Here is a 24048-nt window from a genome sequence, read left to right as displayed (position 1 = left end):
TATCCTCAGGCAAAATCAACGCGAATATAGGCCTGCGCCTGAAACTGACCGGCAGAAGGCGGATTTCCCGTAGTGCTAACCGGCTGGGCTTTAAACGTTACGCTAGCTTCATATTTATCATCGATATGAAAAGGAATAAGCCCCGTATTGGGTAATACTAGATGGCCATTATCATCGATAATTTCTACGCCAATATCGGGGTTATTGGTTTTAATCGCATCGGGATAATCGGAGGATATTTCACTTTGGAAGCGAATAGTTAAATTGGTGTAGGCATTAATATTATTGCATTTCATTGAGGCTTTAATATTTTTGGCTACATAGCCATCGGGTTTTTGGCCTTTGGTGGTGAAATCACCAGACCATATTTTGCCAAAATCAACGGTGATAATTTGCCCTGCGTTAATTTCACAGTTTTGCGGTACGGTCACTTGTCCATTTACCCAAATGGAGGATAACGGGGTACCACCATAACTTCCTGGTATGGTGGTACCATAAAGATCGACAACTCTAACATTCTCAATATAGGTTGTGCCAACGAATGGCTTGGTGATATAAAGCCATAACAATCCCTTACTACCAGACGAAAATTGAGAGTTGGCATTTGCTCCGCACACGTAACCTACGCGTGCATGTTCCTGTGTAGATGCTTCGTTATTGATATCATGAAATGGAGTAGCTACATATTGCTTTAGCATCCCACCAATCCAAACTAATGTAGATACTTCTAAATAGTCATTAATTTTATAAAACTGTAATGTTCCATCTGTGTGACCTATTGAAAGAGTGCTAGATGCTTTATAATATATATCTGGGTTAACAACTGCTTTTTTTTCTTCTGCAGGGTCGCAATCGCAAGTCGCAGTATATTCGCCTCCAAGGTTCCAATTATAAGCACGGGGGAATAGATAACCTGGTTGATTACCTTTAGGGTCAACAACGGTGAGCATGCCGAAATTGTCGTAGTAATTATAAGTGCCATTATCGGCGGAGCAAGCTCCGGTATAGGCTTTTGCCACCTGCGTTGTGCCAATAATTAAAAATAGCCCCAGTATTATTTTTTTAAATATCGAAAGATTAAAAATAGAGAACGTTTTCATTATTGGCATTCCGCTTTGAACTGGGTAAGAGGTTTATTCATTTCACTTTCTGGCAGTTGATAATGTACTTTGCATTGCTGATCGGCATCGTCGCCCCATTGCACCTGCAAATCACCGCTTAATGGCATGCTGAGCATATAGGCTTGGCCGTCGTCGCCGACGATGGTGCCATTTTCGCTATCGCTGCGGCTAACGGTGGCACCAAACGGCACCGGCTTGTGGTGATAGAGCAAGGTGACCAGTGCGCGTAGGCCGGTGTGGGCTTTGAAATCGGCCACCACCAGCGCCCCTTCGCTAGGCACTACGTTCACTACCGCGTTGTCGAGATCGACTTTGTCGCCCAGCGTATTGGTATCTAGCGCAATGCGGTTTTGGCGGTAGGTGGTGGCGTAAGGCACTACGGCATAGCCGCGCCAGTCGGTTTTTACGCCGGTGCTGTTTTCTACGTCTACGTTTGCCGCGCCCGGCGCTTTGATCAGCACGTTAGTGCTGCTGAGTGGCTGGCTGAGGGTAATGCCGTTGGCATGCGCTACCATGCCGCCACTTATGCCATAGTCCACTTGCTGATAGCCGCTGCTATAGTTGTAGCCAATATTGCTGTTGCCGTAGGTGCCTTGGTAGTTCAGTGAGGCGTTGCCGTTGGTGCCGTCGCCTTTATTGGCGTAGCCCTGCTGTACGGTGTAGCTGAGGTTATTGTCTTTCAGCAGCGTGCCGCTGAGCCCCGCCATTTGCTGCATCTTGCCGTGGTTATCGGTGCTGTTGTTGTAGGTGGCATAGGCGTTGTTTGGTGAGCTGTACACATCGCTGTTGTCAGCGCCACCCGGTGAAAGCCATTTTCCGATTGGCACGGAGAAATTAATGGCAACCTGCTGATCCGCTTCTGGCTGACCCTGCGATTTGTTGTAGTTCCACGAAACGCTGTAATTAACATCGTGATAGTTACCGCTGTAGCCCAACTGAACAACGCTGTCAGTTTCGTCGGTGTTCCAATAGCTTTGCTGGCTGCCCGTGACGTAAATTGAACCGTTGCTCCCCACTTGTTGGGAAATATTGACCTGTATTTTCCCGCGTTTGTTGTAATAAAGATCGTAATAATCTGTCCAATCAGGTTCTTCGTCCTGCTCGTCATCTTGAGTATTATCAGTGTTGTAGCCGCTCATGTGAGAATAGGTGGTTTCATCCAGCGTATAAAAGCCTTCTGTTGAGTAGCGATAGCCCATGAGCTGGAAGTTAGTGCCGGTTGAGTTTAATGATTTGGCGTAGAGAAAACGCAGCGACTGTCCTGTGTGTTGGCTGTCATCTGCCAGCGTGCTGCTGGCTTGGGTGATGTCGACGGACAGCGCTCCAACATCACCCAGATTTACCCCCATTCCTAATGCTTCAGATTGGTAGTTATCCGAGTGTTGCACTCCGCCGTAGGCGGTGATCCCGTACGGTAACCCCCAGATTATCGTTGCCTGAGCAAACTCATTTTCGTCCTGATCTTGGTTGTTGGAATGGTATTGGCCACCGGTAACGGCGTATTTCACTCGACCTTCGCGCTGCAACAGCGGCACGGCGGAGTAGGGTACGGAATAGGTGCTTTTGCTGCCGTCCGCCTCTTCAATTTCAACGTCCATATCACCGCTGGATGACGTGGGATAGAGGTCGTTAATTTCAAACGCACCGGCCGAAACATAAGTTTGATAAATGACATAGCCGTTTTGCTTTACCGTAACTTTGGCGTGGCTTTTAGCAATGCCGCGCACGGTTGGGGCAAAACCACGCAGGCTGTCTGGCAGCATATTATCGTCGGAGGCGATTTGTATGCCGCGAAAACCCAGGCTGTCGAATACGTCTGATGGTGTATAGCTGTCGCCGAGTGTCAGTTCGCCTTTGAGCGGAATGATGCTGCGCTGCACATAGGTGCTGATATGTTGCCAGTCATGGCTGCTGTCGCTAGAACCACCGCCGTTATAGGTGCCGCTTGAGTAGTCATGCACCCGCCACGCGCCTACGTTGAGATTGCTTTGTAGATTGAGATAATAATTATTACTGACGTTATCGCCCCAGCTATTGCTGCCGGTAAAGTTGTAGTTAAACATTAGGGCGTTGATGCCATCATCCCACTGTTCAGGGGGAATATAGCCACGTGCGTTCTGCGTTAATGCAGCCTGCGGTAGGGAAATGTCTAGGCGTAACTGTTTGATGTTAAAGTCGGCGCGCGCACCGGGAAAACTATCCGTTAAAGAAACACAGGCATCGGCGGGCAGTTTCTCCAGATCGGGAACGGCTTTTAGATTTACGCCCATGTCCCCTAAACGTTTGCTGGTTAGGCAGGGGATAATCTTACTTTTGTAGCTTGTCGATGCGACAAAATTGATGTTCTCCGTTGAGATAAGTACATCGTTAAGGTAAAGATCAACGAGGTATTTTCCCGGCGCTTGGCTACTGTTTTTTTCAAAGCGAGATAGATCTGCCACGGCCGATGGGTCGTTAGATAAAAATGCAGGGTTATAGTAATTATCCGCCATGGCAAAGCAGGGAAACAGCGCCAATGGCAAAACACCAACTGCCTGCGCAACAGCACAGGCAACACCGTGCAGAGAAGAGTCCATTCTCCGTGGCATGAATTACTCCATCACACTTTTTTGTGTGGCGGAGTTTGCACCAAAATCACTGACCGTTTGGAAAGTGATTTCCCCCTGTGCATTGTCAGGAAGGGTTAACGTGGTGCTTTCCATTGGCGACACCATCGTATTCGGGATCTTTTGACTTCCCGCTTTGAACTGCACCAGCGTGACATAATAAGGTGTTGGATTTTTGATGATGAGCTGGCTACCGCTACGATGGAAACGTAGTTGAGCCGGAGCATCCACGGATTTCATCGGTAGATTTTTTGGCCGCATAAACAGCTTGATTCTGTTGAGGACGGCTATCTGTAACGTATTGCTATCTTTAATGGGCGACTTTGCTGCCGGTATGGCTTTCACGTTCAGCCAGTAGACGGTCTCACGATCGTTTGGCAATGTTTTACTGCCAATATATGCAATACGCAGCGTATTTTCACTTTCTGGATCGATGGCGAATAACGGCGGAGTGATGACAAAATCACTGGTTTTGACTTCTTTGCTATCTTCGACCCATGTTTGAATTAAAAAAGTACCCTTCTCATCTGAGTTTGTGATGGGCATTGACGCTTGATTGTTGCCTATTGGGTAAATCAGACGAGTCCCCCCCAGCGCAACACCACCGGCGGAGGCGTTTTGGCTGGCAATAAAAGGGAGTAATAAGAGCGAAGTGAGCAAGAGTTTTTTTGTGGAATTAAACACGTTAGCCTCAGCGTTATTTATTCATATCAGTGGGTTAAAAGTGGCAGAGGGAAAGTGCTCGCCGCTGTTGCATGCCTATTCACCTGCGCATACGCTCTATTGATAAAGCACGATGAAATTTGCGGTAACACTCGCGTCGCCAGCGACTGGGAGTTGCTCTGTCGCGCGATATTTAGCGATGAAGTGCAAGACGTTAGTGCCGTCTATCAATGTTTTATAAGCGCGTGGCGCACTGTTCGGGACAATTAGATTGCTTTGTTCATCATAGATGCCTAGCCCGACACCTATTGCGGAACCGGGCCCGTTCGCGACGGCGAAGACGAGGGGATCGTGAATATCGGATGGCCCTTGAAAAGCGACCCCTGCGGATTGGCTCACTGAGATATCACAATCGGTGAGCGTAATCGTGAAACCAACAGGATCGACCCAACTGCCGACGCCCGTGAAGGCATCACGCCTGATCTGACCCATCGACACTTCTTGTTCGATGCTGTTGGTGTCTACCGCACAACCCGCGTTCACCACGGTTCCTTTAAAATGCACGCTGCCGCCGTCAACCTTAGCCATGCTTTGAGACAATGCCATCGAGGACGTGAGCAACAGACATGCACCTGAAACCCACGCTGCCGGCTTGAAAGCAAAATGATTCATCGGCGGTATTCCATTCCGAAATCGGGTTATAGCGCGCCATCCTTGGCGCATTGCTCATCCTTGAAGGCTTAAACGTGATGAATTAGGAATAGGTCACGTTAAAAGTTGCAGTAGCTTCAACATCGCCTGAAGTGACGGTTGTTTTCGTTGAGATGTAGTCAGCGGTGAAGGACAGGGTATTCTCACCGTTAATTAATGCTACGGTTGCTGATGCAGTGCCTAAGCCAAGAGCCGCACCTTCAGCATCATAAATCTGAATGCCTACGCCCGATGCTGAACCTGGACCACCGGCGTTTTCTAACGCTGATGGGTAATCTGCTGAGGCTGTTCCGTTAAAAGTCAGGGAGGCATTGCTAGCCACGGTGCTATCGCAATCTTTCAGAGAAATGGAGAAAGGGACTTTCTGGTTAGCGGCGGTGCCGATGGTAACGGAACCTGCAGTGCCAAAGCGGGCGGTACGTACCTGACCCATTGTAACGGTTTGCTCAATGGAGTTGTCATCAACGGCACAGGCGGCGTCAATAACCGTACCTTTGAAATGCACGGTTCCGCCGGTGACTGATGTTGTCGCTGCCATTGCGGAGCCAGACAAGATGATAAAAGAAGCGGCAAAAAGGGCGGATAATTTGAATGGAGTGGTCATAAATAAATAGTCCTTTAGGTAATATGTTATTACGTTGGTGTTCTTCCATATAGGCAGACATAGAGCTAGATTCTAATAATACCGAATCTAAGATTAGTCTGTTCTTGGTCTAAAAATTATCGCGCTGAATTTATGACATATACACAAATAAAAGTATCCAATACTGGTTAGTTTTGTTTCTTGGTATCGTATGTCATTATATTAAATTATTAAGCTTTAATTGGTGATAATTATGAAAGGCCTAGATGATGAGCCTTTTCTCTATGGTTACCCCATTCAGTTGAAAAAGCCTGTAGATGATATAGAACGATTAATAACGTGTTTGCAACCCATATCTTTAGCACTTGCTTTGCATAAAGGTGAATCAATTAAATTGATTACCTCCATAGATGAAAAGCAGGGTGAAAAAGAATGCGCTGTTATTTTATTAGTCAAAGGAGAGATCAATTTATGGAGTGTTGTTACGGATAGGCGGCTTGTGGCTACTGCTCAGGCTCCTGCGGTGTTTGGTTTGATGGGATCATCATTTCGAAATGACACCTACAAACTTATTCCTAAATCGGGTTGTGAACTCTATTGCCTTTCACGTGATATCGCGATTGACAGGATTGCGAAGCAAGGACTGATTAGGGAGGTTTTAAATTATTATTCCTACATGAGTGACTACCAAGCTCGTACTAGTAATTTACTGATCAACAGAACAACATATGAAATAGTCTGTGCGCTGTTGCAGGAAATTAATATAATTCCATATGAGAAAAGAATAAAAATTAGCGTTATAAATTACATTCTTGTTCGTAGCAAATTGGCTAGGAGTGGAGTGGCAAAAATATTGTCTGATCTTCGCTTTGGTGGGTATATTGAAATTCAATATGGGAAGCTTAAAGGAATATTGAAACCGTTTCCCTGTGTGTATTAATATTGACGAATAATCGGCACATAAATAATGTGTTGATTAGAAAATGCCATTTTAAAAGTCACGATGACTATAACCATGACTCATAGTAAAAAACCTTGCTGGATATGAGTCCATATAGCCTTTTCGATGCATTATTAAATGTTAAGCTCAAAAAAAACACCGAAGGTTTTATCCTACGGTGTTTTTGTTCTCTCTGACCTAACTATCCGAGTTGCAATTTGCTTTTAGGATAGTTGGCATTAGTTGATCGCTTAGATCACGAAGGTCAGCGCCAGCCAGTACAAACCACCAGAAAGCACAATTGCGACTGGAAGGGTAAGAACCCATGCCAGCAGAATGCTTTTGATCGTTTTACTCTGTACACCGCCGCCGTCCACGATCATGGTACCTGCAACCGCAGACGAAAGTACCTGAGTGGTTGAAACCGGCATACCTGTGTAGCTTGCCACGCCGATGGAGATGGCGGCAGTCATCTGCGCAGAAACGCCTTGCGCATAGGTCATGCCTTTCTTACCAATCTTCTCACCGATGGTGGTCGCTACGCGACGCCAGCCAACCATCGTACCCAGAGACAGCGCCAGAGCGACTGCAACGATAATCCACATCGGTGCGTACTCAACGGTCTCCAGCAGGTCTTTGCGCAGGTCGTTCAGGAAGCGCTTATCCTGAGCATCGGTCTCTGGCAGTTTGGCAACTTTACCCGCTGTATCAGCAACGCACATTAGCAAACGACGCATCTGATTACGTTGATCAACGGTCAGCTCATCGTAGCGTTGCAGGTTGTTCAGCAAGGCTTTGCTGTGGTCGATAGCAATCAGTGCGCGTGAAGAATCACAATGGAAATCATTGTTGCCGGTGCTTGGCGCAACGGGCTGGTGTTCTTCAATGCCAACGATATGCGGCAGTGCTTCCTGATGCTTCTGATAATACTGTTCCAGATGCGTGATGGCATCGCGGGTACGAGTGATGTCATAGCCAGTGGCGTCCATGTTAACCACAAAGCCGGCCGGAGCCACGCCAATCAATACCAGCATCAACAGACCAATGCCTTTCTGACCATCGTTAGCGCCGTGAGAGAAACTCACGCCGATAGCAGACAGAATCAAGGCAATACGCGTCCAGAACGGTGGCTTACGTTTGCCATCAATCTTTTCACGCTCAGCAGGCGTCATATGCATACGGCGGCGCTTTTTCGTGCCGCTCCAGTAACGACGCAGTACAAATACCATCAGCCCGGCCAAAACCAGACCAATGAGTGGGGAGAGAATCAACGATAGGAAGATTTCCAGCATCTTCGGAATGTTGAGCGCATCCACCACGGAAGTGTCGGATATCAGTGCGTTTGTCAGTGCAATACCGATAATCGCGCCGATTAGCGTGTGAGAACTGGAGGCCGGCAGACCAAAATACCAGGTGCCGAGGTTCCAGATAATCGCAGCTAGAAGCAGAGAGAACATCATTGCCAGACCGTGAGTCGAGCCCACGTTCAACAGCAAATCTGTTGGGAGGAGGTGCACAATTGCGTAGGCGACGCTGAGGCCACCCAACATCACACCTAAGAAGTTGAAAACACCCGCCATAACGACCGCGATCTGCGAGCGTAGTGCACGAGTATAGATAACTGTTGCGACTGCGTTTGCTGTGTCGTGGAAACCATTGATGGCTTCATAAAACAAAACAAACATCAGTGCGAGGACTAACATAAGGCCAGTGTGAAAATCCAGCCCTGCAAATAGATGTAGCATAAGCGTTACGCCAGTTAGTGGTCATGAACGCGGCGCATTATCTGCGAGAACGCGTGCTGGGGAAAAGCAAAATATGACGTTTTTTTGATTTGTTTACATTGGTTATCAATACATATCTCGGATTAGTCCTATCATTTCAGTATGTTGAGTGAATATCTTCAGATTAATTTTTTCTTACACTGGCGGTGAAGAATTACCCCGTTTACAATCCCCCGCCGCTGGTCTGGGATTATTTCGGCATTTATTACCAGATTAGCTCATATTGGAAAAATCGGTATTTACGTTCGCGGTTGCGTTTAAAACCGTGAAACAAGAGGTTATGTGTGGAAAATTTCGATGTAGTGATCGTTGGCGCTGGTGCCGCTGGCCTGTTTTGTGCTGCTCAGGCAGGGCAACTTGGTTTGCGTGTGTTAGTGGTTGATAACGGCAAAAAAGCAGGACGCAAAATCCTGATGTCGGGTGGCGGTCGCTGCAACTTTACTAATATGTATGCCGAACCTGCGGCCTATTTGTCTCAGAATCCACACTTCTGCAAATCAGCGTTGGCGCGCTATACCCAATGGGATTTTATCGAGTTGGTGAGTCGCTACCAAATTGCTTACCACGAGAAAACATTGGGCCAGCTTTTTTGCGACGACTCCGCCGAGCAGATCGTGGACATGCTGCTAAAAGAGTGTGAGCTGGGGCAGGTGGTTATTCGTTTACGCAGTGAAATCTTAAACGTTGAGCGGATGGAGAACGGCGAGTTTTCCCTCCAGCTAAACGGCGAGCAGGTTAACTGCCGATCGCTGGTGATTGCCAGCGGCGGCCTTTCTATGCCGGGCCTTGGCGCAACGCCATTCGGTTACAAAATTGCAGAGCAGTTTGGCCTTAAGGTATTGCCAACGCGTGCGGCGTTGGTGCCGTTTACGCTGCATAAACCGCTGTTAGATCATCTGCAAACTCTCTCGGGCGTGGCTGTTCCTTCGGTTGTGACCGCCGAATCTGGCACCAGCTTCCGTGAAAGCATTCTCTTTACCCACCGTGGTTTGTCCGGCCCAGCAATTCTCCAGCTTTCCAGCTATTGGCAGGCCGGTGAGAAAGTGACGATTAATCTGTTGCCGGATTGCGATCTGACTGCTTTTCTCGATGCGGAACGTATTGAGCATCCGAATCAGAGTCTGAAAAATACGCTGGCAAAACAGCTGCCTAAACGTTTAGTTGAGTGCTTACAAACCTTAGGGCAAATCCCTGACGTCACGCTGAAACAGTTAAACGTTGCGCAGCAGATGCAGGTGGTGGAAACCCTACAAGCCTGGCAGGTGATCCCAAACGGCACTGAGGGATATCGTACCGCAGAGGTGACGCTAGGCGGCGTTGACACCAATGAGCTGTCGTCGAAAACCATGCAGGCGCACAAAGCTCCGGGGTTGTTCTTTATCGGCGAAGTGGTAGACGTAACCGGCTGGCTGGGGGGATATAACTTCCAATGGGCGTGGAGCTCTGCTTGGGCCTGTGCGCAGGCGCTAGCGGCACGATAAAACTGTTCTTCCGCCCCGTTCGGGGCGGATAGATTTGAGCATTACCCTTTCAGCCACGCCTGTCCTTCGGCTTTCATTTCTGTTTCTAGCACGCTGCCTTTGCTGGCAAATTCACGCGATAGTGGGAAACCGCTCTTTTCTAACAGATATGCCAATGGAGCGTAGGCAATTGGGAATTTTTCTGCCGTGGCTTTATCGATTTCAACGATGCCCTGTGGAAAGTTGAACGAGCCAAAATCATAGATAGACTGACGATGGGTGATTTTCCACACGCCGTTACGTTTTTCCACCCAGTCGTAAAAGCGGTTATGAACGCTGGCACCGAGTTTCAGTTGCGCATTTTCAATCACGATCATGGCGTTGGTTTCAGCGATGGCTTTGTCACCGTTAAACTGGATCATCGGTGAGCCGATAAGATGCTTAGTGACTAGCGCAGAATTCCCCATGCGCTGGGAGCCTTTCACGAACTCGGTAAATAGCCCTTCAAACCATGTTACCTCGATGGTTCCGTCTGGGTGAAACAGCTCTAGCATTTGGTCCCACTCGGCCAGATCCCTGTGCATCCAACCCGTCATTAAATCGGCAATGATTAAACGGTCTTCCCAAGAATTTGTCATGTGATGTCTCTAAATAGGATGAGCAGCATGTCGCTGATGTTGTGTTGTTGGCGCACAAATGGCACTAGAAATCAGTATAGGCTGCTGCCACTCAAATTAATTATGCGAGAAGTGCCGCAGAGATTATTCCACGCCGCTGAGGATACATTTTTTGTTTGCGAAGCAGAGTAAATAACGGCGTTTAGCGGTTAGCCACTTCATTCAATTCGCTCTACATTGCGCTCAAATTTTCATCGCAAAACGCTTGCCATGATATCAAAATTTGATATCGTTATCGCGTGAGCGACACGGATGAGGTGCAAGGATGTCGACTCATAAGCTCAGTGCCAGACACCAACGAACGCTATACGTCATTTTCACTAACCCGCCGATTCGAACGCTAGAGTGGCGGAAGATTGAAAACTTGTTAATCGCCCTCGGTGCCGTGGTTTCTGAAGGTCAAGGCTCGCGCGTTAAATTTGAAATTGGTGGTTTGTCAGTTGCTTTTCATCGGCCTCATCCTGGAAAGAATGCAAAGATTTATCAAATCATAGATGCCAGAGTCTTTCTTGAGGAGTTAGGAGTTATTCCATGAACACTATGCTCTATAAAGGCTATGCAGCACGTATTGAATACAGTGAAGAAGATAAATGTCTGGTAGGGCATTTGGCGGGGATCAGAGATATTATTGGCTTTCATGCCGACAACGTGGCTGATTTGCGTAAAGAGTTTGAGATTTCTGTGGATGACTATCTGGAATATTGCGCTTCACGAGGGCGTGAACCCCAGCGTCCCGCGAGCGGCAAAATTAGCCTACGTGTACCGCCAGATGTGCACTCACAAATCAATGTGGCGGCAGAGGTTGCGGGTAAAAGCGTGAACCAGTGGATCACCGATACCTTAATTAAAGCCTGTTCTTAATATACAAAAGCAAAAGCAAAAGCCGCGGCATGATGACCGCGGCTTTTAGATTCAAACAGGATCCGAGATTAGAACCACTGTCCGAAACGACGAATATAGAAACGTTTCATCAGCTGAGTGACAACGCAATAGCTGAACAGCGTACCCACTAACCATGGGAAGTACTGCCATGGCAGCGGTTGTAAGCCTACCCACGTACCGAGCGGTGAGAACGGAATATAAATACCAAGCGCCATGATGATGCCCGTGGTGAGCATGACCGGCAGCGCTGCCGTGCTTTGAATGAACGGGATCTTCTGGGTACGCAGCATATGCACAACTAATGTTTGTGACAGCAAGCCTTCAATAAACCAGCCAGATTGGAACAGCGCCTGATGTTCAATGCTGTTGGCGGCAAAGACAAACCACATAATCGCGTAGGTTGTGATATCAAAAATGGATGACGTCGGCCCAATCCACAGCATGAAACGTCCAATGTTTTTGGCATCCCATTTACGCGGTTTGCGCAGGAACTCTTTGTCCATTTTGTCCCATGGCAGGGTCAGCTGTGAGATGTCATACATCAAGTTCTGCAGCAACAGCTGAATGGCAAGCATCGGCAAGAACGGAATAAAGGCGCTTGCAACCAACACGGAGAACACGTTGCCAAAGTTAGAACTGGCGGTCATGTTCAGGTACTTAATGATGTTCCCGAAGGTTTCACGGCCGGTAATGACGCCTTCTTCCAGCACCATCAGATCTTTTTCCAACAGAATGATATCGGCAGACTCTTTGGCAATATCGGTGCCGGTATCTACGGAGATACCAACGTCAGCATCGCGCAGCGCTGGGGCATCATTGATACCATCGCCCAAGAAACCGACGGTATGATCGTTGCTTTGCAGCGCTTTCAGTACACGTGATTTTTGCAGCGGCGTTAGCTTAGCAAACACGGTGCGTTGCTCGGCCAGCAAGGCAAGGTGCTCGTCGCTCATGCCTTCAATCTCGCTACCCAGCAGAGGCTCGCCCGGTTCTAAACCCACATCACGGCAGATTTTGCTGGTGATAATTGGGTTATCGCCGGTCAATACTTTAACCATCACGCCGTTTTCACGCAGCGCGGTGATCGCCTCAGCCGCAGACTCTTTTGGTGGATCGAGGAACGTCAGCAATCCGCAGATCACCAAATCGCGCTCATCACTGTTGCTCAGCGGGAAAACACAGCCATCGATACCTAAATCACGGGTACCCACCATCAGCACGCGGAAACCTTGCTCATTATAGTGAGTGGCTAATTTCAGCAGCTCGGCACGCGCGCTGTCATCGAGTGGCAAAATGTTGCCGTCATCGCTGATATGCGTGGCAATAGCCAACATCTCTTCGACGGCGCCTTTGCAAATCAGCGTATGGCGACGTTGTTCATCACTCACCACAATCGACAGGCGACGGCGAATAAAGTCGAATGGCAGTTCGTCGATTTTACTAAACCGAGCCATAGCCTCAACTTCAGGACGGGCACGCCCGAAGCGGATCACCGCTTTATCCATCAGGTTTTTCATGCCGCTCTGGTGGTAGCTGTTTAGCCACGCCAGCTGTAGCACTTCTTTGTTCTCGTGCCCATTGATGTCGATATGATGTTCAAGAATGATGCGGTCTTGCGTTAGCGTGCCGGTTTTATCCGTACACAGAACGTCCATGGCACCAAAGTTTTGGATGGCATTCAAACGCTTAACTACAACTTTACGACGGGACATGGTAATTGCCCCTTTCGCCAAGTTAGAGCTCACGATCATTGGCAGCATTTCTGGGGTTAAACCCACGGCAACGGCCAAAGCAAACAGCGCGGCATCTGCCCAATCGCCTTTGGTGAAGCCGTTGATTAACAGAACAACGGGCACCATGACCAACATAAAGCGGATCAGCAGCCAACTTACGCTGTTAACACCACGGTCAAACGACGTTTGCGTGCGCGTGCCAACAATGGATTTAGCCAGAGAACCAAAATAGGTTTTGCCACCGGTCGCAACGACAACGGCTTTCGCGGTGCCGCTGGCGACGTTGGTACCCATCAGACAAATGTTGGACAGCTCTAACAGCTCGCTTTCGCTATTATTGCCGCTGCATGATTTTTGGCTAACGCTGGCGGTAACATCATATTTTTCAATTGGAATCGCCTCACCGGTCAGAACGGCTTGGCTGATAAACAGATCGCGCGATTCAATCAATTTAACGTCGGCTGGAACCATATCGCCTGCGGAAAGCAAAATAATATCGCCCGGCACCAGCTCTTGCAGAGGGATCTCTTTGCACTCGCTTTTGGCCGCAGGATGCGCCCGGCGCAGCACCGTCGCGGTGGTTCTCACCATTGATTTCAAAGCATCAGCGGCTTTGTTGGTACGAAATTCCTGCCAGAAACGCAGTAATCCGCTTAACGACACCATGATCAAAATAATGATGACGCCAATGAGATCGGTTTCTTCACCGCGTTGTAGCGGTAGCCAGTAGTCGGTGAAGAAACTGATCGCTGCCAGCACCATCAGAACAAAAATGAAGGGGTTGTTAAACGCGCTGATCAACTGCACCAAAGCTGGTGGCACTTTTTCATGAGCGACCTGATTTGGGCCTGTTTCCAGCAGGCGTTCGCGTGCGTCTTCTTCCTCAAGTCCACTGAGGTTTGAAGAGAGATTAGATAGGGTTGCATCCAAGCTGACCGCAGATTCTTCTGCAATCAGATAGGTCACTTTTTTCTTGTCTTTGCGGCTGCGTTTTTCAGCGGCCTGATCGATTATCTGGGTCATAACACAGTACTCATCACTGTTTTTTGCGTGCAGAAACCCGCCCCAAAATGAGGAGTTTTCTTTCGCTAAATTACTTAATTAGCCAATGGCTAAGAGTATGCGTTGCAGACTAGGGACGGAGTTTGCTCACGTCAGCCCGTGCAACGCGGATAACGTTGCTTCTGGGGTGCTCGTCCATATTGATTCCTTACGCCTCGCGGCGAGAGTGTTTGCTGTGTGTCCAAAGTGGACGTATATCGAAATACCGGCGTGAGAAAGCCTTCCTGCGCAGGTTGATTTGGTGCAATCAACAGCAACAAGAAAAGCTGACGCGAGAAAGTTGGCGACGTTAAACGTTACCGACAACTCACATCGATAGGTTTCTCCCCGGAGGGAATAGGGCGCGAGTATAAATTTGCATGATAACTGTCCGCATCAAATCCATCAGCCTATTGGCTGATAACGTCTTTTATGGGTACGCAACAGTTCTGAGATGAGAAATGATGCTGCCCGCCGAGTCTGGCAAGCAAAGCATCTGGGGAGACAGTCAGCTTGCCAGTGATATGTCACTGCTATGTAAGTTACTACTCTGACTTTCCAAGGAAGGATCTCCGCTGATTAACTGCGCAAACTATAAGTGTGGTTATTGGTTATGTAAAGGTTGATTTGATAAACCAATAGTCAACGTAAGTGATTTATTGCGTCTGGATGTAACTTGACTGCAAAAACACGATTTATCTTATTTTTGCAAAAATTGATCATGACGCGTCTATGTATTTTTGTAAAAAACCATGTTTTTAGATATGACCCCCAAAATGTACACCCTGAACAAAAATGGGGCGATTTTTCGCTGGCTAAAAAGTTAGGATTCATGATAAACATGCTAATTATATGTAAATCATGGTGTTTTTTTACCTTGCATTCACAAATGTTATCGATTTGACACCTGAAATAGATCTGACTTCCGAATGAAATAACATTTATTTAACACCTCATTCACCTTGTGGGTATAGGAATCTTCTGAGCAGTCTGTTAATCTTTTTCTTACTTTCTATCTGGTCATGTTTATAAGGATTAGCTAAATCGAATTAAAAAATAAATAACAAATCTCTTGGTTAATTACGCATATTCCTCTCGGATAAGAGGAACGCTTCCTGCTATGTGAACGCATAGAAAAGTGGTGTTAGCCGATATATAAGGTGAAGGATCATGAATACATTTTTGTTTGTTTTGAAATACACTTTTAATTCGACGTTTTTGTTTTCCTTAGATAACTAAAAACTTGCTTTAGGTTTCTACTCCAGAGTGATCGCGCTTCACTCTGCAGTAAACACCAAATAGCCCGTTTTTATTCTAGCGACTAAAAAAACAGGGATTTTTAAATTAATAAAATCGTTAAAACAAATAACGATAATCATCTGTATAAATTAAAGGATAGAACCTAATGAATAAATCTATTTTATCAATCGCACTAATGGCGGGCTGTTTTGTTTCTGCATCTGCAATGGCAATCAGTGCGAATACCATCACTTTCCAAGGTGAAGTTACCGCTCAGACTTGCTCTGTTTCTATTAACGGAAATGATGCGAGCCCAATTGTTTTACTGCCAACCGTAGCGGCTACTGATTTGGCGGCATCTGGTGACACTGCTGGCCAAACGATATTTACTCTGGGCGTAACAGGCTGCACCAAAAATGATGCGGCAGACACCAATATTAAAACCGTTTTCGTTGGTAATAACGTTACCAATAGCGGCAATTTAGGTAATACCGGTGGTGCTGGAAACGTCGAATTACAAATCCTGAAAAGCACGCAAGACACGACGGGTATTAATTTAACAAGCCCACAAAGCGTTGATGGTCTGGTACTGAAACAAGGTGATACCGAAGCGACGCATGACTTCGCTGTTCAGTATTACGCAACTGCAGCAGCAACAGCGGGCACCGTAGCGGGCTCATTACAGTACGCAATTTCTTACCAGTAAGCCATACAGACCGGGATGCCGGTCTGTAAATTATTTAGGAATAATAATATGTTATCTGTCAGGGGTGTTTTTACTGGATGTGTTTTGGCGCTTTGCCTAGTTGCTTCGGCGCAGGCAAGCGTGGTGATGACAGGAAACCGTGTGGTTTACCCTGCACAAAACAAAGAGGTAAATATCCAACTGACTAATCACGATGATTTTCCTAATGTGATTCAGGTATGGATGGACAGCGGTAATGAAGACTCAACGCCTGAAACAGGCCAAGCGCCATTCATTATTACACCGCCATTTTTTAAAATGGCGGCTAAAGCAGGCCAAACCGTACGGCTAATGTTTACTGGGGCACAATTACCTCAGGATCGCGAGTCCGTCTATTACCTTAATTTTTTACAAATTCCACCAAGAGAAGCAAAAAGCAGCAGTAATCAAATGTTGATAATGCTGCGTAACAGAGTGAAGGTTTTTTATCGCCCGGCTGGAATCACGACATCACCTGCAGAGATTGCTCAAAACGTAAAACCAAAAATAGTTCAGCGGGGAAACTCTTACTCGCTGGAATTAGAAAATATGAGTGGCTATTACCTGTCTATTTCAGGGGCCAGCATTTTGTCAGAAAATAAAGTGACTCAACTCGGCAATAAAATGATCGCCCCGTTTAGTAGTGAAGCATGGCCGGTGCCAAGCAGAACAAAAAATCCTGAGTTAACGATTAATTATATTAACGATCAGGGAGCGAAAATAACGCACCGTTACCAACTATAATGGATTCCTCATTCATCTCATGGAATGAGAGGGTATTTAGATGAATAATCGTAAATTAGCTTCGTGGATTACCTGTGCATTATTCCCGATGAGCGTTTATTCGTGGGCGACAGATAATAGCCAATATACCTTTGATGAGTCATTGTTTTTAGGTGGTGGATTTGCTAAGGGACTAAAGCGTTTTAATACGGATAATAATACCGCTGCGGGAAAATATTCAGTCGATATTTATCTGAATGGCCGTTTTATGCAGCGAGACAGCGTTGACTTTGTTAACAACTCCGCTCAAGAAAAGAGCGAACCTTGCCTTAGCCGTGATTTTTATTTGGAATCAGGTGTTAACGAAAGTTCGCTGCCGCCCGTCGATAAAGCCGCCGATCCACAACAAAAAGCGGTATGTCAGGCGCCTGAACAGCTGCTAAAGGGAGCCAGTTGGGCCTTTGACCAGCCTCGGCTGCGTTTGGATCTCTATATTCCTCAGGCTTTGTTAACGCGCTCACCGCGTGACGCCGTTCCCGTGGAAAGTTGGGATGCTGGCGAATCGTTGATGTTCCTCAACTACAGCACTAACTATTATCAAAGTCACTATCGCTCGGGCTCTGGTGGAACCAGTCAGTATGGTTTTCTTGGCTTGAAGTCGGGTATCAACCTAGGTTTATGGCAGCTACGCCAGCAATCATCGGCAACGTATAGCCAGTCGCCGAGCCAATCCCATTATCAGTGGCAATCGCTGCAAACTTACCTGCAAAGGCCAATTGCGGCATTGAACAGCAACTTGATGATTGGCCAAAGCTATAGCGGTGGCTCGTTGTTTGGCAGCATGGCGTTTAACGGCGTCAAGCTGGAAACCGACCAGCGTATGTGGCCACAGTCGCGTCGTGGCTATGCGCCTGAGATCCGAGGAACAGCGCAGACCAACGCGCGCGTAGTGGTGAGCCAAAATGGCCGTACTATCTACGAAACCAACGTCCCTCAGGGGCCTTTTGTTATTGATGATTTGAGCAGCACCCACTATGAAGGTGACTTGAAGGTTGAAGTCATCGAAGCAAATGGGCGTAGCTCAACGTTTACCGTGCCATTTTCTGCGGTACCTGATTCGATGCGTCCTGGCGTTGGTCGTTATAACGCTCTCATTGGGAAAGCACGTGATTACGGCGGTACGCAGAACCTGTTCGGTGATTTCACCTATGAGCGCGGGGTTTCCAATAGCCTTACCGGCAACCTCGGCTTGCGTGTTGCAGATGACTATCAGGCTATTTTGGCCGGTGGCGTATGGAGTCATTGGTTAGGCGCATTTGGTGTGAACACCACATGGTCGCATGCCAAAATTGATGATGAACAAAGTCAGTCAGGGTGGCGAGTGCAGGCCTCATATAGCCGAACATTTGATTACACCGGTACTAACGTTGCGCTGGCGGGTTATCGCTATTCCACGGAAGGCTATCGCGAGCTGAGTGATGTATTAGGCGAGCGAGCAAGTAAAAAACATGGCTCAAACAATGTGTTTAAGTCGGATACCTTGAATCAGCGTAATCAGTTTACCGCGATGATCAACCAGACGCTGGGTGATTACGGCAGCTTGTACTTGTCGGGATCGGTGATGGATTACTACGATAATCAATCGCGTAATACGCAGCTTCAACTGGGTTATTCCAACAGTTGGAAAAGCATTAGCTACAACTTGGCGATCAGCCGTCAGCAGTCGGTATACCGTAACCAGATGGATATTGGTGGTGATGATGATTCTGAGCGCAGGTATTCCTCTTCCTACGTGGGCAATACTGAGAACCTGATTACATTAACGTTCTCAATCCCGCTTTCGTTTGGCGGACGTGAAAACTACGTTTCGACGTCGCTCAGTCATGCTGATAGCTCCGGTAACTCAGCGCAAACATCCCTTTCTGGCATGTTAGATGAACAAGGAACGCTGAATTATTCGGTATATGCCGGATATCAGCAAAACCGCGAAAACCAAGCGGGTAGCACTAATAACTGGGGCGCGAATCTGCAAAAGAACTCTGCGTTCGGTACGCTTAACGGTAGTTATTCCGCCTCGAGCGAATATACCCAATGGGGTGTCGGGGGGCGCGGCGCGGCGGTGATCCATCGCGGTGGCGTTACGGTTGGGCCTTATCTGAGCGAGACGTTTGGTTTGGTTGAAGCCAAAGGCGCTAAAGGCGCATTGGTGAAAAACGGGCAGGGCGCGCGAATAGACGGCAATGGCTACGCCATTATTCCATCGCTGACGCCTTATCGTTACAACACGATCAGCCTTGATCCTAAAGGGATCAACAAGCATACCGAACTTAAGAGCACGCAAAGCCGCGTGATCCCGTATGCGGGTGCTGCCGTGAAGGCGTCCTTCGATACGCTGAGTGGTTATGGCGTGTTAATCAAAGCCAAAATCAATGGCACCGATGCTTTGCCAATGGGCGCCAACGTGGTGGATGACCAAAATCATGTAGTAGGGATGTCTGGCCAAGCGAGCCTGATTTATGCCCGCGTACGTGAGCGTCAAGGTACGTTGACCGTGCGTTGGGGTGAGAGTGCAGAAGAGATGTGTCGCGTGAGCTACGTCTTACCAGAGTCGTCTGAAGAGCAGGAGTTGGTTTCTGTTTCTGGGCAATGTGTACATTAAGGGGAAGGGAATGTTCAGGATGAGAGCCAACACCGGTGCAATATCAACACTTTTCCTGTTGATGATATCAACATCTGCAATCGCTAATTGCACAAAAATTACCGCTCAATCGCAGCTGAGCAGTCCCAGTGATGGGGTGGCAAGTTCATGGCTCGGTAGTCTAGATAACAACAACGGCTCTTTAGGGTTGCCTAGCGTTGTGGATATCAGCACCAGCAATGATTTCCAGCCTGATGGCACTTTATTAGCCTCCAGCGTGGCACCGTTTACCACCTATGCAATTAACTCAGGCTTTGAGAGTGAGCGAGTCCTGTTTCGCTGCGATGCGGCAGATGCCAACCAAATTTTTGAAATGTATGCGACCAACGGCGATGCGGCCTATGGCGGCTTGTACGATGATGGCAGTATTACCGGTGTTGCACCGAAAGCCTACGCCACTTTTGTGAGCAACATTGCTATACGCTTTACTAACATGGAAACGGGCCAGTTCTACGACAAAATCTGGAAGTCTCGTTTGTTGACAGGGCTTGATACTGATAGCAAAGGACGTTTGCTGATTAAAGCGAAGAATTTTAGCGCGGTGCAAACTGAACTCTTTCGTCTCAACTACGTGCGTGCAGGAACCTATAGCGTTGCGAGCTATTTGTATGGGTACACGCAACCTAACGCATATATTGCATTTCGAGGGCCTGGTATCTCTGGGCCTGCCGATGGCGCGGATTCCCAAACCAGTTTTCCTGGCTGGTACGGCACTTGGCCTGCATCGATTGGACTGTATAAATACGTGACGTTTCGCCGGGGGGCGACCTGTAAGGTCAGTAATTTCACGCCGGTGGTGACATTGCCCGCGATCAATATCAGTGCGCTTCAGGCGGGAGAAGTAAGCCAATCGCCGTTTACGCTAGATTTTAAGTGTCAATCCGCCGCTAAGTCGGGTTTGAAAACGGGGCAGATAGCGCTAGGTTTCTTGGCTCCGCCTGCTAGCGTTGCGGCTGCAACAAAATATGGACTCATCACGTCAGGTGCAGCGAACTACCTATTAGATGAACAGTATGGTGCGCAAGGTCATGCCCGCGGAGTGGGAGTGAAGATCTACCGTAATAATCAGCCGATGCAGTTCTTAACCACGGATACGACTCAAACAACCGGTTGGTCACCGATTCTTGGCGGAGATCAAACCAAAGTGGATTCGAATACGGCTCAGGGAATTGATAGCTACACCGAAACATTTATGGCGCAGCTAGAGAAATTTGGCTCGGATGAACTCACCGCAGGGAGCTATCAGGCGCATGCACAGATTCTTATCCGCATTCAGTAGTATTGGCTGCATTATTTTTGCTCTGCTCGGCGTAGCCAATGTGCAGGCAGCGGTGAACGCCGCGGCGACTCGCGTGGTGTTTAACGATGGCGAAACAGAAGCGTCGCTACAGCTGGTGAATAAAAACACTTATCCCGTGGTTGTTCAGGCTTGGTCTGACGATGGAGATCCACAGGCAACGCCGGATAAAAGCGCTTCCCCTGTGTTGGTATTGCCCGCTGTATTTAAGCTGCAACCCGAAGAGATGACGAATTTACGCTTAATGGTGATGGACAATCCGCTTCCCAAGGACCGTGAATCGATGTTTTGGCTGAATATTTATGAGATCCCTCCACGTTTGGCAGGGGACTCTGTGCAGAAAATTACGATTGCACTACGTACTCAAATGAAGCTCTTTTTACGCCCAAAAGGACTGGGTAAGCCAGAAAAGTCGATTGGTCAAAAGATCACATTTATGCGGCAAAACGAGAGCCTAACAATTGAAAATCCAACCGAGTTTTACTTAAGTCTTATTGGTGTGACAATAAATAATATTCCTTTAGATATAGGAACGTTACCGCCCAAAAGCCATCATCAAATTACGTTGCCTTCGGGCTTAGAAAATACGAGCAAGAAGATATCCTTCTCGCTAATAAACGATGAAGGGAATTACTGGGATTACAACCAGATAATCAACTAATCATTTAAGTGACCATTTTTCATCGGTGCTATTTTAGATGTGATTAGCTTTAAATATATATGGTTGTAACCGCTCTACATTAATACTGAATTTGTAGGGTCAATATCTAAACAATACAGCACAAAGGCAAAATATAATCCCATGTATTCTTCCGCTAATGTAATGAAAGAGTCATGCAATGTCAGCGTCATATTCTCATGAGGCGTCATAAGATTTTTCTTGGCTGCGGCATCAACAATCCTGCGTAAGTGAGTACGTGAAACGGAAGTTTCTTTGGCAATTTGACTATAGGATATATTGGCAGTGACGCCATGATTTTCCTTTTGTTTTAACGATTCGATGTAAAGACGTATAAAGATCATATGTCCTGCATCTTTTAATAAAAAAACCTGAGAGTCAGGAAGTATATTGCTCACAATAACATCATTGAACATCAGGTCAGCACAGCGGATGAAGAAATTTTTTAATCCCTCATAATTTTCAAGGTGATCTTTTTTTAATCGATAATCCGGTAGGAGATCGGGAAAAATAGCGAGAGAATTTGCTAAATAACGACGAGTCTCATCCAAACCTTTTTCTGTAGGATTGAACAATAGAATTCGTTTGTCTTTTTCGCTTTTTCTTACATTAAGCCTTCCACCGACACGCAAGAAAAACATTAATGATTCCAAACTGTTATGGCTTCCTAGTCCATGATTTACACAGTAGCTTTTAACATCGGATAATGTGGGGTCTTTACGCGTAAAATAAAAACATAATATCGTTATAGCGATATTGAAACGCGTATCTTTAAACATCGTTTTATAGAATAAAGGATGAGTGTTACACATTGATAACATCAAATCATAATGACGTCCGATGGACTGTCTAAAATTAGGCAGCGTTTGTATAACTGAACTATAAAGAAATAGTTCTTTTGCTAAATTGTTTTTGTGCATATTTCTCTTTTTTATATTGATTGCAATTACCACGATTGAGGTATTTGCACTGTGTGTAAAAATTTAGGTTAGTGTCCCAGATTCATTATATCTAGATTAAGCGCAATGTCATGATGTCAATGCTATTTGTTAATTGTATAACCTATTATTTGATTGAGTAAAATACAGCCATAAAATAACTTTTTCAGCATGCAAAACATCATTTTAGTAGGTAATAATTCTGGTTTTTCGTAAAGTAATGGTTTTTTATTTTGCAAAAAGCGGTGAAATTATATACAAAACATACCAGAAATGTTCATGTATTGATAACAACTTAGAGTGTTATAGTTTTCTTTAAGGTTTGTGAATAATTATTTTTACTGCCTTAGGAATTTATACATTGCATTGCAAATTTGCAGGATAATTTGAAGATTTTTCCTCATATAATTATCATTAGGGATAAAATGTTAAGAATTGCATTAGTTGAAACCTCTCATGTTGATGCGATGGGAATATATAGTTGCATGGATGGCATGGATATCAAATGTCAGCCCTTCAATCTATGTTCTCAGTTTGTTCTTGAGCACACGCTAAAACCATTTGATGCATTAATTATCGAAATTGTTCCTTTTGAATATGGCTTATCAGGCGCATTAGATACGTTGCATTTTCTGAAGGCGGCTTTTCCTAAACTTCCAGTGATCGTCTTAACGCGCTCTGAAGATCCTTATGTTTTGTCGAGAGTCATCTCACATAACACTTATACATTACTGTCTAAGCAGGAACCAATTTCGTCGCTGCGTGAGGCGATTTTGGCTCGTTTATTATCGGGCGTGATTGATCACAGCGATGCCATTAGAGGCTTCCTTGAAAAGCGAGGAAAACAAGCCGATGTTAAGATAACGCGTAGCGAAGAAAGGGTGATGAGTTGTTTGCAGCAGGGACAAACGCTCGGAGAAATTGCGCGTAAATTGAAGGTGAGTGAGAAAACGATTAGTGGCCATAAACGTAGCGCAATGCGCAAGCTTGGGCTAACCAATCACGCCAATTTCTGTCGTTATCTGGTCAGCCACAAGGAAGGGTTGCTACAGGAGCACGCGTAGTCTCGCCATATGGAATGCATCAACGTAATCACCATCACGATATGCGTAGCTACGGCTGGTGCCTTCTATTTCAAAACCAAATTTTTTATACAGCGCAACGGCACCGACGTTGTCGGTAAACACCGTAAGCTCAATTCTTTTTAAATCCAGCCATTTGTCGGCAAGCTCCAGCATCGCTGTCATCAGTTTGCTTCCCACGCCGCGCCCTTGAAAATCATGTCTAACGCTGATGCCAAACGTTCCGCTGTGGCGCATACGTGGCCGCTGGTAGGCGTCTAAACTCACACATCCCACGATGTCATTTTCATGCACCGCCACAAGATGATAGGTGCCAGCCGGCGTTTGATTCAGGCGTTTTTCCCAAACTTCTGTCGTGGCATACGGAAGCTGTAGCGTTTGGGCGTAGACCTGCGGATAAGTATGTAATTTGTGCAATTCTTCGACATCTTTTGGCGTTGCTGCGCGAATTATAATCTCGGGCATTT

At 46.7% G+C, this 24048-nt stretch carries 20 protein-coding genes; 10 read left to right on the top strand and 10 right to left on the bottom strand.

The window, feature by feature from the left end; genetic code table 11:
* Positions 1-5: 5 nt before the first annotated feature.
* From U0008_RS20650 to U0008_RS20630, 5 genes are all read right to left on the bottom strand, one after another.
* On the bottom strand, positions 6-1100 hold the full coding sequence (locus U0008_RS20650) for a fimbrial protein (protein WP_043489619.1): 1095 nt from the start codon (positions 1098-1100) through the stop codon (positions 6-8).
* Positions 1100-3709 (bottom strand): fimbrial biogenesis usher protein, encoded by a 2610-nt coding sequence (locus tag U0008_RS20645; protein ID WP_080723881.1) that lies wholly within the window; start codon positions 3707-3709, stop codon positions 1100-1102. The genes U0008_RS20650 and U0008_RS20645 overlap by 1 nt, the downstream gene beginning before the upstream one ends.
* Before the next feature lie 3 nt (positions 3710-3712).
* Complete coding sequence (locus U0008_RS20640) at positions 3713-4411, bottom strand: fimbria/pilus periplasmic chaperone (RefSeq protein WP_227660066.1); 699 nt, start codon at positions 4409-4411, stop codon at positions 3713-3715.
* Positions 4412-4507: 96 nt separating this feature from the next.
* Complete coding sequence (locus tag U0008_RS20635) at positions 4508-5011, bottom strand: fimbrial protein (protein WP_226930034.1); 504 nt, start codon at positions 5009-5011, stop codon at positions 4508-4510.
* Positions 5012-5144: 133 nt separating this feature from the next.
* Positions 5145-5705: a fimbrial protein gene (locus U0008_RS20630; RefSeq protein WP_043489612.1), complete on the bottom strand. Its 561-nt coding sequence runs from the start codon at positions 5703-5705 to the stop codon at positions 5145-5147.
* A gap of 232 nt (positions 5706-5937) precedes the next feature.
* Here U0008_RS20630 and U0008_RS20625 point away from each other — a divergent pair, with 232 nt between their 5' ends.
* Positions 5938-6624 carry a helix-turn-helix domain-containing protein gene (locus tag U0008_RS20625; protein WP_043489610.1) on the top strand — a complete coding sequence of 229 codons (687 nt, stop codon included), beginning with the start codon at positions 5938-5940 and terminating at the stop codon, positions 6622-6624.
* Between the two features lie 251 nt (positions 6625-6875).
* On the opposite strand, the gene pitA is transcribed toward U0008_RS20625, so the two are convergent.
* Positions 6876-8369, bottom strand: coding sequence for an inorganic phosphate transporter PitA (gene pitA, locus U0008_RS20620; RefSeq protein WP_025799474.1), 1494 nt, complete (start codon positions 8367-8369; stop codon positions 6876-6878).
* 323 nt (positions 8370-8692) lie between these two features.
* On the opposite strand from pitA, the gene U0008_RS20615 reads away from it, so the two are divergent.
* Positions 8693-9889: a BaiN/RdsA family NAD(P)/FAD-dependent oxidoreductase gene (locus tag U0008_RS20615; protein ID WP_043489608.1), complete on the top strand. Its 1197-nt coding sequence runs from the start codon at positions 8693-8695 to the stop codon at positions 9887-9889.
* A gap of 41 nt (positions 9890-9930) precedes the next feature.
* Here U0008_RS20615 and U0008_RS20610 read toward each other — a convergent pair whose 3' ends face one another.
* Entirely contained in the window at positions 9931-10506 is a 576-nt protein-coding gene (locus tag U0008_RS20610; protein WP_043489605.1) for a nuclear transport factor 2 family protein, read from the bottom strand.
* A gap of 304 nt (positions 10507-10810) precedes the next feature.
* Here U0008_RS20610 and U0008_RS20605 point away from each other — a divergent pair, with 304 nt between their 5' ends.
* Both U0008_RS20605 and U0008_RS20600 read left to right on the top strand, forming a co-directional pair.
* Positions 10811-11080 carry a type II toxin-antitoxin system HicA family toxin gene (locus tag U0008_RS20605; RefSeq protein WP_043489604.1) on the top strand — a complete coding sequence of 90 codons (270 nt, stop codon included), beginning with the start codon at positions 10811-10813 and terminating at the stop codon, positions 11078-11080.
* Positions 11077-11406, top strand: coding sequence for a type II toxin-antitoxin system HicB family antitoxin (locus tag U0008_RS20600; RefSeq protein ID WP_025799466.1), 330 nt, complete (start codon positions 11077-11079; stop codon positions 11404-11406). The genes U0008_RS20605 and U0008_RS20600 overlap by 4 nt, the downstream gene beginning before the upstream one ends.
* 68 nt (positions 11407-11474) lie before the next feature.
* Here the strand turns inward: U0008_RS20600 and mgtA are convergent, their stop codons facing one another.
* Complete coding sequence (mgtA, locus tag U0008_RS20595) at positions 11475-14183, bottom strand: magnesium-translocating P-type ATPase (protein WP_025799464.1); 2709 nt, start codon at positions 14181-14183, stop codon at positions 11475-11477.
* A 1423-nt stretch (positions 14184-15606) separates the two neighbouring features.
* Between mgtA and U0008_RS20590 the strand changes: the two genes are divergently transcribed.
* From U0008_RS20590 to U0008_RS20570, 5 genes are read left to right on the top strand one after another with little or no spacing between them, the layout of a single operon-like run.
* Positions 15607-16146 carry a fimbrial protein gene (locus tag U0008_RS20590; protein ID WP_043489601.1) on the top strand — a complete coding sequence of 180 codons (540 nt, stop codon included), beginning with the start codon at positions 15607-15609 and terminating at the stop codon, positions 16144-16146.
* Between the two features lie 48 nt (positions 16147-16194).
* Positions 16195-16908: a fimbrial biogenesis chaperone gene (locus U0008_RS20585; protein WP_043489598.1), complete on the top strand. Its 714-nt coding sequence runs from the start codon at positions 16195-16197 to the stop codon at positions 16906-16908.
* Between the two features lie 40 nt (positions 16909-16948).
* A complete protein-coding gene (locus U0008_RS20580) occupies positions 16949-19546 on the top strand; it encodes a fimbria/pilus outer membrane usher protein (protein WP_043489595.1) in 2598 nt (865 codons plus the stop codon).
* A gap of 19 nt (positions 19547-19565) precedes the next feature.
* Positions 19566-20864 carry a fimbrial protein gene (locus U0008_RS20575; protein ID WP_043489593.1) on the top strand — a complete coding sequence of 433 codons (1299 nt, stop codon included), beginning with the start codon at positions 19566-19568 and terminating at the stop codon, positions 20862-20864.
* A complete protein-coding gene (locus U0008_RS20570; protein ID WP_043489590.1) occupies positions 20836-21543 on the top strand; it encodes a fimbrial biogenesis chaperone in 708 nt (235 codons plus the stop codon). The genes U0008_RS20575 and U0008_RS20570 overlap by 29 nt, the downstream gene beginning before the upstream one ends.
* A 74-nt stretch (positions 21544-21617) precedes the next feature.
* On the opposite strand, the gene U0008_RS20565 is transcribed toward U0008_RS20570, so the two are convergent.
* The gene (locus tag U0008_RS20565; RefSeq protein WP_025799451.1) at positions 21618-22481 is read right to left on the bottom strand and encodes a hypothetical protein; all 864 of its coding nucleotides are present in this window, start codon (positions 22479-22481) and stop codon (positions 21618-21620) included.
* Positions 22482-22924: 443 nt separating this feature from the next.
* Here U0008_RS20565 and U0008_RS20560 point away from each other — a divergent pair, with 443 nt between their 5' ends.
* Entirely contained in the window at positions 22925-23563 is a 639-nt protein-coding gene (locus tag U0008_RS20560; RefSeq protein ID WP_025799449.1) for a LuxR C-terminal-related transcriptional regulator, read from the top strand.
* On the opposite strand, the gene U0008_RS20555 is transcribed toward U0008_RS20560, so the two are convergent.
* Positions 23546-24046, bottom strand: a complete 501-nt coding sequence (locus U0008_RS20555) for a GNAT family N-acetyltransferase (protein WP_043489588.1) — start codon at positions 24044-24046, stop codon at positions 23546-23548. The two genes, U0008_RS20560 and U0008_RS20555, sit on opposite strands and share 18 nt — an antisense overlap.
* Between the last annotated feature and the right edge of the window lie 2 nt (positions 24047-24048).

It is taken from the genome of Hafnia alvei (genome assembly GCF_034424155.1).
Lineage (GTDB): Bacteria > Pseudomonadota > Gammaproteobacteria > Enterobacterales > Enterobacteriaceae > Hafnia > Hafnia alvei.
The sequence above is the reverse complement of the archived record's forward strand: the minus strand, read 5'-3'. Positions and strand labels throughout refer to the sequence as shown.

Excerpts from the sequence above, each read along its gene's own strand:
- U0008_RS20650 (WP_043489619.1), bottom strand. The coding sequence starts at position 1,100 with ATGAAAACGTTCTCTATTTTTAATCTTTCGATATTTAAAAAAATAATA.
- U0008_RS20645 (WP_080723881.1), bottom strand. The coding sequence starts at position 3,709 with ATGCCACGGAGAATGGACTCTTCTCTGCACGGTGTTGCCTGTGCTGTT.
- U0008_RS20630 (WP_043489612.1), bottom strand. The coding sequence starts at position 5,705 with ATGACCACTCCATTCAAATTATCCGCCCTTTTTGCCGCTTCTTTTATC.
- U0008_RS20625 (WP_043489610.1), top strand. The coding sequence starts at position 5,938 with ATGAAAGGCCTAGATGATGAGCCTTTTCTCTATGGTTACCCCATTCAG.
- pitA (WP_025799474.1), bottom strand. The coding sequence starts at position 8,369 with ATGCTACATCTATTTGCAGGGCTGGATTTTCACACTGGCCTTATGTTA.
- U0008_RS20610 (WP_043489605.1), bottom strand. The coding sequence starts at position 10,506 with ATGACAAATTCTTGGGAAGACCGTTTAATCATTGCCGATTTAATGACG.
- U0008_RS20605 (WP_043489604.1), top strand. The coding sequence starts at position 10,811 with ATGTCGACTCATAAGCTCAGTGCCAGACACCAACGAACGCTATACGTC.
- U0008_RS20600 (WP_025799466.1), top strand. The coding sequence starts at position 11,077 with ATGAACACTATGCTCTATAAAGGCTATGCAGCACGTATTGAATACAGT.
- mgtA (WP_025799464.1), bottom strand. The coding sequence starts at position 14,183 with ATGACCCAGATAATCGATCAGGCCGCTGAAAAACGCAGCCGCAAAGAC.
- U0008_RS20590 (WP_043489601.1), top strand. The coding sequence starts at position 15,607 with ATGAATAAATCTATTTTATCAATCGCACTAATGGCGGGCTGTTTTGTT.
- U0008_RS20585 (WP_043489598.1), top strand. The coding sequence starts at position 16,195 with ATGTTATCTGTCAGGGGTGTTTTTACTGGATGTGTTTTGGCGCTTTGC.
- U0008_RS20580 (WP_043489595.1), top strand. The coding sequence starts at position 16,949 with ATGAATAATCGTAAATTAGCTTCGTGGATTACCTGTGCATTATTCCCG.
- U0008_RS20575 (WP_043489593.1), top strand. The coding sequence starts at position 19,566 with ATGAGAGCCAACACCGGTGCAATATCAACACTTTTCCTGTTGATGATA.
- U0008_RS20570 (WP_043489590.1), top strand. The coding sequence starts at position 20,836 with ATGCACAGATTCTTATCCGCATTCAGTAGTATTGGCTGCATTATTTTT.
- U0008_RS20565 (WP_025799451.1), bottom strand. The coding sequence starts at position 22,481 with ATGCACAAAAACAATTTAGCAAAAGAACTATTTCTTTATAGTTCAGTT.
- U0008_RS20560 (WP_025799449.1), top strand. The coding sequence starts at position 22,925 with ATGTTAAGAATTGCATTAGTTGAAACCTCTCATGTTGATGCGATGGGA.
- U0008_RS20555 (WP_043489588.1), bottom strand. The coding sequence starts at position 24,046 with ATGCCCGAGATTATAATTCGCGCAGCAACGCCAAAAGATGTCGAAGAA.